Annotated in this window: 8 protein-coding genes; 4 read left to right on the forward strand and 4 right to left on the reverse strand. The window is 74.7% G+C overall.

The genetic code is table 11. From position 1 onward, the window contains the following. Positions 1-98 precede the first annotated feature (98 nt). Positions 99-863, forward strand: coding sequence for a GNAT family N-acetyltransferase (locus ACFVFR_RS20395; RefSeq protein WP_383703665.1), 765 nt, complete (start codon positions 99-101; stop codon positions 861-863). Positions 864-988: 125 nt separating this feature from the next. Further along, positions 989-1,807 (forward strand): metalloregulator ArsR/SmtB family transcription factor, encoded by an 819-nt coding sequence (locus tag ACFVFR_RS20400; protein WP_383703667.1) that lies wholly within the window; start codon positions 989-991, stop codon positions 1,805-1,807. 292 nt (positions 1,808-2,099) lie between these two features. Here ACFVFR_RS20400 and ACFVFR_RS20405 read toward each other — a convergent pair whose 3' ends face one another. The 4 genes from ACFVFR_RS20405 to ACFVFR_RS20420 all read right to left on the reverse strand — a co-directional run bounded on the left by ACFVFR_RS20405 (position 2,100) and on the right by ACFVFR_RS20420 (position 6,959). Next, the gene (locus ACFVFR_RS20405) at positions 2,100-2,423 is read right to left on the reverse strand and encodes a WhiB family transcriptional regulator (RefSeq protein WP_383703588.1); all 324 of its coding nucleotides are present in this window, start codon (positions 2,421-2,423) and stop codon (positions 2,100-2,102) included. Between the two features lie 641 nt (positions 2,424-3,064). Then, positions 3,065-4,759: a SpoIIE family protein phosphatase gene (locus ACFVFR_RS20410; protein ID WP_383703669.1), complete on the reverse strand. Its 1,695-nt coding sequence runs from the start codon at positions 4,757-4,759 to the stop codon at positions 3,065-3,067. Positions 4,760-5,838: 1,079 nt separating this feature from the next. Beyond that, on the reverse strand, positions 5,839-6,585 hold the full coding sequence (locus tag ACFVFR_RS20415) for an alpha/beta hydrolase (protein WP_383703590.1): 747 nt from the start codon (positions 6,583-6,585) through the stop codon (positions 5,839-5,841). Then, the gene (locus ACFVFR_RS20420) at positions 6,582-6,959 is read right to left on the reverse strand and encodes a hypothetical protein (protein ID WP_383703591.1); all 378 of its coding nucleotides are present in this window, start codon (positions 6,957-6,959) and stop codon (positions 6,582-6,584) included. The genes ACFVFR_RS20415 and ACFVFR_RS20420 overlap by 4 nt, the downstream gene beginning before the upstream one ends. A gap of 298 nt (positions 6,960-7,257) precedes the next feature. Here ACFVFR_RS20420 and ACFVFR_RS20425 point away from each other — a divergent pair, with 298 nt between their 5' ends. Next, positions 7,258-8,379: an LLM class flavin-dependent oxidoreductase gene (locus tag ACFVFR_RS20425; RefSeq protein ID WP_383703593.1), complete on the forward strand. Its 1,122-nt coding sequence runs from the start codon at positions 7,258-7,260 to the stop codon at positions 8,377-8,379. A 152-nt stretch (positions 8,380-8,531) separates the two neighbouring features. Then, positions 8,532-9,158: an FMN reductase gene (locus ACFVFR_RS20430; RefSeq protein ID WP_383703595.1), complete on the forward strand. Its 627-nt coding sequence runs from the start codon at positions 8,532-8,534 to the stop codon at positions 9,156-9,158. The last annotated feature ends 61 nt before the right edge of the window (positions 9,159-9,219 follow it).

Raw genomic sequence — 9,219 nt, forward strand, 5'->3', positions numbered from 1 at the left:
TGAAACCGGCTGTCGCTCCCGGTCGGACCGTGGTGGAATCGGCCACCATGGACACCACACCGCCACCGGGGGTGCTCGCGCACGACCTGCTGACCCGCATGGAAGACAACCTGACCGCGCACGCCTGCTTCCCGCACCGCGACCTGCCGGGCGGCGCCGTGACCCAGGCTCCGGACCTGACGATCGCGGACAGCGGCCTGCCGGACGACACGTTCAACATCGTGACCGCGGCCCGCTTCGACCCCGCCCACGCCGCCCGGCGCATCGACGAGACGACCGCGACGCTGGCCCGCACCGGACGGCCCTTTTCCTGGTGGGTCGGTCCGCTCGCCACGCCCGACGACCTGTCCCAGCGCCTGAGCGCGGCGGGCTTGCCACCATCGGAGCGCGAGACGGCGATGTGGGCCACCCTCGACGCGAACCTGCCACGCCCCCACGCCGAGGACCTCACCCTGCGCCGGGTGCGCACCCGGGAGCAGCTCGCCGACTACGCCACGGTCCTGGCCGCCCTGTGGAACCCGCCGGCCGCCACCGTCCGCCGCTTCTACGAGCGCGCCCACCCGTGGGCTCTCGCGGCGAACAGCCCGGCGCGCTACCTGGTCGGCTACGCGGGGGGCCAGCCCGTGTGCTCGGCGGAGGTCTTCCTCCACGCGGGTGTCGCCGGGATCTACAACATCAGCACCCTGGCCACCCACCGCAGGCGGGGATACGGCCGCGCCAGCACGCTGGCCGCGCTGTGGACCGCGCTCGACGAGGGCCACGCCACGGCCGTGCTCCAGGCGTCCGCCGACGGCGAGCCGGTCTACCGGAACCTGGGCTTTCGCGCCTGCGGCCACTTCACGGAGCACGCCCTGACCCCGTGACCGGGGCCCGCCGTCCCGGCCGGGTCGTCCCTGCCGTGCCCCGCCTCCGACGGCTATAGCCCCGGACGGTTCGCCCCGTTAGACACGCAACCAAATGGTTGCCTATCGTGGTGCCGGGGGTGACCATGGACGAGGTGTTCAGGGCGCTCGCCGACGCGAGCCGCAGGCGACTGCTGGACCGGCTCAACCAACGGAGCGGCCAGAGCCTGCGCGAGCTGAGCGAGGGCTTGGAGATGAGCCGGCAGGCCGTGAGCAAGCACCTGGCGGTGCTGGAGGCCGCGCGCCTGGTCAGCTCCGTCCGGCACGGCCGGGAGAAGCTGCACTACCTGAATCCGGTGCCGATCCGGGAGCTGGCCGACCGCTGGATCGGACGCTACGACCAGGAGCGGCTGGCAGCCCTGTCCCACCTCAAGCGGACCCTGGAGGACCGAAGGATGAGCAAGCCCGCCTACGTGTACGTCATCTACATCCACGCCACCCCCGAGGAGGTCTACCGCGCGCTGACCGAACCCGAGTTCATCGCCGTCTACATGGGCGGCACGGGGCCGCGCTCCGACTGGCGGGTCGGTTCGGCGGTGGAGTGGAAGATGGACCCGAACGGGGAGTTCCGCGACCTCGGGCAGCGCGTCCTGGCGGCCGAGCCCGGCAAGCGGCTCTCCTACACCTGGCACCAGCTCCAGCCCGAGCACCGCGAGATGGTGGGCCTCACCTCCGACGCTGAGTTCGCCGAGGCGGCCAAGGAGCGCTCCCGGGTCACCTTCACCATCGAATCGGCCGAAGACCCCCTGGCCGGCACCAAGCTGACCATCGTGCAGGACGAGTTCGACAGCCCCGACAGCGTGATGCTGGCCTCCGTCTCCGTCGGCTGGACGATGATCCTCTCCGAGGTGAAAACCCTGCTGGAGGGCGGCAAGCGGCCTGACCCGGCGACACCCTCGACATAGCGATCCACCGGCCCCGCCCACGCCGGCCCCCCTCACGCCGGCCCCGCCCACGCCGAGCCCACCCCGTCCGGGCTCACCTCGGGCCGGGCTCACCCGAGCCGGCCCACCCGATGGCGGCTTGCCCCATCCGGCCGCGCTCCGGCACCCCAAACCCTTCGCCGGCGGACACCCACGACCCGAACCCCGGGCCCGTCCTCGCTCCCCGCGCCCCCGGCGCTCCGGGCCCGCCGACTCCGGCCCGCCCCCTCGCGAGCGGAGCGCCGGGACGGGGCGGCGCCCGGGTACGGCGGGCTCAGGCCGCGCGTTCGCGCCGAGCGGCGCGCAGCGCGACGGCGCGTTCGCGTTCGCTGGTCCCGCCCCACACACCGTGCGCCTGACCGGTGGCCAGGGCCCAGTCACGACAGGCGCGCTTGACCGGGCAGCGCGCGCACACGGCCTTGGCCTCCCGCTCCTGCTGCAACACGCGGGCGGTGGCGGAGCCCACGGGGAAGAACAACTCCGGGTCCTCGTACACGCACGCCGCCCCGCGCCACCACCCCTCGCCCGGCTCGGCCGTCGCGGTGGCCTCCTCGCGGGGCGCGACGCCCACGGTCGAACCCTCCCGGACCACGGCCATCAGACCTCACCCCGCACGATCCGCGTCGCGGACCCGCTCCCGGCCGGCAGGCGGCGCCCACCGACCGGATCCCCGGGCGCCGGTGAGGTGCGCGCGACACCGCCCCTGGTGAACTCGACCTCCCGGTTGGCGCGTTCGATCACGGCGCTGCCTCCTCGTCCCTGTCGTCCGTCGATGACCGTTTCACCGCCCGACGGTCGACGGTCGGGCGGTTCGCACCCGCTCCGCCACCCTCGAGCCCCGGTCGGGTCCCCCACCTCCCCGCGCGTAAACGGGACATGCCGAACCCGGCGTACTCCTGGCGGTCCGCAGGCCCGGCACCCACCCATGCGGCGCGCCCTTCGCACTGACCGTGCCGCCCTCACCACCGCACACGGCCCGCGCCGGGCGTCAGAAGGGTCAGGACGTGCCACGAACCGGCCCGGTGCGGGAGGTCGACGCGGAATCCGATACGGGAGAGTGGCGCGCGGACCGAGACCCGGTTCACCCGCTACCGTTCGCCAGCCAGCCAGCCAGCCAGCCAGCCAGCCAGCCAGCCAGCCAGCCAGCCAGCCAGCCAGCCAGCCAGCCAGCCAGCCAGCCAGCCAGCCAGCGTCGTGTCACCCTCAGCGGCGCGTCGCCACCCGACCGTTCGCCGCCGCTCAGGCGCTGGGCGGCCCCGTCACCCCGGCCGGCAGATCCTGTTCGGCCCAGACCACCTTGCCCGTCTCCGTACGACAGGAACCCCAGCGCCGGCACAGCATGTTGATCAGTTGCAGGCCCCGGCCGCCCTCGTCGCTCAGCGACGCGTGCTGGATCTGGGGCAGGTCGGGCCCGGTGTCGGAGACCTCCACCACCAACCGGTCGTGGCACAACAGCCGCAGCTGACCCGGCCCGTCGCCGTAGCGCAGCGCGTTGCCGACGAGTTCGCTGACGACCAGTTCCGTGACGTCGGCCAGGTCGCCCAGGTGCCACAGGCCGAGCTGCTCGCGCACGTACTTGCGCGCCGCCCCCGCGGCCGAGCCGTCGGCCGGCAGGTCCCACACCCGCAAGCCGCTCACCGAAGCGGCCGGCTGGACCGCCGCCACCAACAGCACCGCCTCGTCGAAGCGTTCACCACCGGCCGGCGCGAACGCGCTCAGCGCCACCGCGTCCAGATCGGCGAACCGCAGCGCCGGCGCCGCGCGCAGCAGCCGGTCGAGCTGCCCGTCGATGTCCCGCGTACGGGACTTGACCAGGCCGTCGGTGTACAGGACCAGGCGGCTGCCCGGTTCGACCGGCACCCGCAGCCCGTCGTACGGAATGACGCCCGCGCCGATCGGGGCGCCGACGGGCACCTCCACGAACGAGGCCGTGCCGTCCGGGCCGATCAGCATCGGCAGCGGGTGCCCGGCGCTGACCACGGTGAAGCTCGCGTCAGCCGGGTCGTAGACGGCACACAGACAGGTGGCGACCTGGTCCTCCTCCAGGTCGCGGGCGGCCAGGTCGAGGCGGGCCAGCATCCGGTCGGGAGCCATGTCCATGGCCATCAGGGTCCGGCCCACGGCGCGCAGCCGCCCCATCGTCGCGGCGGCCGACAGCCCGTGCCCCATCACGTCGCCGACCACCAGCGCCGTACGGCCACCCGGCAGCGAGGCGATGTCGTACCAGTCGCCCCCCACGCCGCTGGGGTCGGCCGTCGGCGCGTAGCAGTGGTTGACCCGCAGTCCGGGTGTCTGTGGCATGGCGCGCGGCAGCAGGCTGCGTTGCAAGGTGACCACGTGTTCGCGTTCGCGTTCGTACAGGCGCGCGTTGTCGACGAACAGGGCGGCCCGGGAGGCCAGTTGCATGGCCAGTTCGAGATCGTCCTCGGTGAACGGGGCCCGGTCGCCGGCCCGGATCAGATCGGCCGCGCCCAGCAGCACGCCCCGGGCGATGAGCGGCACCACCAGGTAGCTGTGCACGCCGGCGCGGCGCAGCAGGTCGGCGGAGTGGGCGTTGGGGGCGATGCGCGCGTAGTCGTCGGGCTCGATGTGGCTGACCAGCACGGGCTTGCCGAGGGTGAGACAGACGGTGGCGTACTGGTCGGTGTTGTACGCGCTCAGCTCGCCCACCGGGTCGGGCTCCAGCGTGGTGAGCGCGTCGATGGCGGCGACCGCCATCGCGCGGGTGGCCGGGCGCCCGCTGCGACCGGGGTGCGCGCCCTCCTGGCCGTGCAGGACCGACTCCAACAGGTCGACGGCCGCCCCGTCGGCGAACCGGGGGACGGTGAAGTCCGCGAGCTCCTGCGAGGTGGTGACCAGGTTCAGGGTGGTGCCGATGCGCACGCTGGCCTCGTTGAGCCACCCCAGCTGGTCGCCTTCCTCCTCCTCTTCCACGCCCCCGGGGCCCTCGGGCCTGATGTGCGGCGCCCGCCCGCGCGCGATGTCCCCCGCGTCGGGCCGGGCCGCGGTGACGCCGGGCGCGGGCTCGTCCGGCGCGGGGCCGGATGGCTCGGGGTCGTGCGGGGGCTCCTCGCGCGCGGGGTCGGACTGCGTGGCGGAGCGGTCGGGGCCGGCCGTGGAGGTGTCGCGCGCGGTGTTCCCTCCGGCATCGTGCTTCCGGCCCTGCTCCACGTTCGTTTCCTCCTCGTCCACCGCGCCGTGATCCACCCACCACGCACCGTTGGGTCGCCGACTCTAGCTCCCGGTCGGCCCGCCGCCGCGCACGACCTGGTATGTCGTCCGTTCCATGCCACCACGACGGGCAAACGGCGCAGCTCGCGGCGGTGGGGCGGGGCGGCCGGACGGCGGGATGGTCCGCCGGGTTCGACGGCCGGTGGACACGGTCGGCCCGCGGTGCCGTACGGCGCGCGGGCGGGGGAGTGGTGCGCGGCCGGCGCGTCGCGCGCACCCGACCGCCCGTGGGCCGTGGGGGAGCGGTGTTCGCACCGTGTGTCGCACCTCGTCGTTCCGTGTGCCGCGCTGACGGGCGGCGGTACCGCGCACCCGGGCGCAACACCGCCCGAGGCCACACCGCGGGCGGGTCCGATCTCGCCGGATCGGGTTCCCGCGTGCCCTGGCGCTACCTTATGGGCGATTGGCCCGACCGGCACCCGGGCGTCGTCGGCTGATTCTCCGGGCCACACCTCGGCCACCGCGCCCCCCACCCACCCGCCGGACCAGCACCCACCCGTACCGTGTCACGTGTCGCCCCGCCACCCCGGCGCGCCGCGACGGCCCAGGCCACCACCCCCGCGCCCGTACGCCCCCGGGCTCCCGGTGCCCGCCCGCGCCCGAACCTTCCCGCCGCGCGCACCACGTCACCCCGCCTCGCTCGTACGCCCTGCCCCGTACGCCCCTGACCCGCAGGCCCCGCCCCGTACGCGACCGGCCCGCCACCACGCCCCGTGGCGGCCACACCTCCGGGTGCCCTACGGCACCACGCCTCGTGGCGCGCCCGGCTCACCCCGCGTGCCTCACGCAGAGGGGAGGGCCTCCGGTCCCGGCGTCGGGGCCCGCTCGGCCTTGCTCGTGGACAGCGCCTCGGCCACCACGGGCGGCAGCGGGGCCAGCCCGAGCAGGCCGCTGACCAGTCGGGTGGTGAGCGAGTGCCAGGCGGTGGCGCGGCGCACCATGGCGTGTTCGCCGCCCGGCAGCAGCAGCGCGCAGGCGTCGGCCCCGGCCGTGCGGGCCCGCGCGGCGAACCGCCGCGAGTCCTCCGGCGCCGTGATCCGGTCCCGCTCGCCGTGCAGCAGGACCACGCGCCGGCCTGCCAGGTGGGCCACCGGTTCGGCCTCGGGGCACCAGGGCGCCAGCCCCACCACGGAGTGCACCTGTGGCGCGGCGGCGGCCCGCAGCGCGGCCCGACCGCCCATCGAGTGCCCGACCAGGACCACCGGCACCGGCCCGTGCAGCGCGACCAGCTCGTCCAATGCGCGCAGCGCGTCCTGGGCGGCGTCGTCGCGCTCGCCGTTCCAGCCCCGGTGCCGGTAGCGCACACTGCCCAGCGCCACCGCGTGCCCGTCGGTGGCCCGCGCGATGGAGCGGGCGAAGGGCAGCATGCGTGCCCCCGGCAGGTTGAGCGCGGGCGGCGGCTCCAATCCGTCCTCGCGCCCGCCGTGCAGCAGCAGCACCGCCGCGCGCGGCGGCGCGTCCGTGGGGCGCATGGTCAGCGCGGCCCCGTCCGCCCCGATGCCGCGCGCGAAGCGGGCGCCCGCTCTCACGGCGTACCCCGACGGCCACCGAGCAGCCCGACCACCGACAGCGTGCCCCAGCCCAGCGAGACGGCCACCGCGGCCAGGCGCCGGTCGCGGTCCGGCAGCGTCAGGCCGAGCAGGGCCGCGTCGCCGAAGTCGGCGGCGACCCGTACGAGGGTGGCCGCGCGCAGCGCCGGACCCTCGGGCGCCACCACCATGGCCAGCCCGCTCGCCGCGTCCCGCCAGGCCACCGGCCGCAGCGCGATCCGGGTCGCGGGCGCCACCGCGCCGTCGGGCTCCGCCAGCCCCGAGGGCCTGGCCAGCAGGTCGGGTCGCACCGTGACCGCGAGGCCGTAGAGCGCGGTGGCCGCGCCCACCGCCCGTACCAGACCCACTCGCATCCTGCCCATCACCCTCTCGCGACCGCGGCCATCCGATCCCGCCCGCCGCCCGTCGGCCGCGCGCCCCCGGCTGTCCCTCCCACACCGTACGCGTAGCCACCCGCCGGCCGGGGCCCGGCGGCACGGGAGAACCAGGAGGCGGGAGGGGCGCGCCGGCAGCCGGGCGAAGGCCGCGACGCGGTGCGCGGCGGCCGGTGGGCGGGGGAATAGGCCGAGGTGGCGCCCCGTTGAAAGAGATGGTTGAATATTGAACGAACGATTCGGGGGTCGCCCCGAGCGACGGAAGAGGTGGAGCGAGATGCAGTTCGGGATCTTCACGGTCGGCGACGTCACCCAGGACCCGACGAACGGGCGTACGCCGAGCGAGCACGAGCGGATCAAGGCGATGGTCGCCATCGCGCTCAAGGCCGAAGAGGTGGGTCTCGACGTCTTCGCGACCGGCGAGCACCACAACCCGCCGTTCGTCCCGTCGTCGCCCACGACCATGCTCGGCTACATCGCCGCCCGCACCGAGCGGCTGATCCTGTCCACCTCCACCACGCTGATCACCACGAACGACCCGGTCAAGATCGCCGAGGACTTCGCGATGCTCCAGCATCTGGCGGACGGGCGCGTGGACCTCATGCTCGGTCGCGGCAACACCGGCCCGGTCTACCCGTGGTTCGGCCAGGACATCCGTCAGGGCATCCCGCTGGCCATCGAGAACTACGCGCTGCTGCACCAGCTGTGGCGCGAGGACGTGGTGGACTGGGAGGGCAAGTTCCGCACCCCGCTGCAGGGCTTCACCTCCACCCCGCGCCCGCTGGACGGCGTCGCCCCCTTCGTCTGGCACGGCTCGATCCGCAGCCCGGAGATCGCCGAGCAGGCCGCCTACTACGGTGACGGCTTCTTCGCCAACAACATCTTCTGGCCCAAGGAGCACTTCATCCGGCTGATCGACCTGTACCGGCGGCGCTACGCCCACTACGGCCACGGCACCCCGGAGCAGGCCGTCGTCGGCCTCGGCGGCCAGGTGTTCCTGCGCAGGAACTCCCAGGACGCCGTGCGCGAGTTCCGGCCCTACTTCGACAACGCCCCGGTGTACGGCCACGGCCCCTCGCTGGAGGAGTTCACCGAGCAGACGCCGCTGACCGTGGGCAGCCCGCAGGAGGTCATCGACAAGACGCTGACCTTCCGCGAGTCCTTCGGCGACTACCAGCGCCAGCTCTTCCTGATGGACCACGCCGGTCTGCCGCTCAAGACCGTCCTGGAGCAGCTGGACCTGCTCGGCGAGGAAGTGATCCCGGTGCTGCGCCGGGAGTTCGCCACCAACCGCCCCGCCCAGGTGCCGGACGGCCCCACGCACGCGGACCTGGTCGCCCAGGCCACGGCCGAGCCCACCCCGGGCCCGGGCGAGGCCGACGCGAACCCCCGCGCCTGACCCGAGCCCACCGGCCGGCACACCACGCGCCTGCACACCACCCACGGGGCGGGCCGCCTACCCCGCCCGCCCCGTGGGCCCGCCGCAGCGCGGACCGGGCCGACCCGGCGGCCCGTCCCACGCCACTCCCGCACCCATCGGAGGAGCACCCCATGAAGCCCCTGCGCCTGGTAGCCGTCACCGCCGGCACGAGCCAGCCGTCCTCGACCCGCCTGCTGGCCGACCGACTCACCACGGCGACCCAGCGACAGCTCGCGGACGCCGGCCGGTCGGTCGAGGTCCAGGTGGTCGAGCTGCGCGAGCTGGCCACCGCCATCGCCCAGAACATGGTCACCGGCTTCCCGAGCGCCGAACTGCGTACCGCCCTGGACGCCGTGACCCACGCGGACGCCCTGATCGCGGTCACCCCCGTGTTCACCGCCTCCTACAGCGGCCTGTTCAAGTCGTTCTTCGACGTGCTGGACCACGAGGCGCTGGTGGACAAGCCCGTTCTGATCGCGGCGACCGCGGGCACGGCCCGCCACTCGCTGGTCCTGGACCACGCGCTGCGCCCGCTCTTCGGCTACCTGCGCGCCATCACCCTTCCCACCGGCGTCTTCGCCGCCTCCGAGGACTGGGGCACGGCCGGCGACAGCCGCACCGACGGGCTCGGCGAGCGGATCGAGCGGGCCGCGCGCCAACTCGCCCACCACCTGACCCAGACCCCGGCCGCGCCCCGGTCGCCGGACGACGAGGTGGTCCCCTTCGCGCGGCAACTGGCCGCGGTACGCGGCACCTGAGCGCGAGGACACCCGACCCCGCACACACGAGTGCCGTCGAGACGCCACGCGGCGTCTCGAC

This window comes from Streptomyces sp. NPDC057702 (assembly GCF_042799315.1).
In the GTDB taxonomy this organism is placed as follows: Bacteria; Actinomycetota; Actinomycetes; order Streptomycetales; family Streptomycetaceae; genus Streptomyces.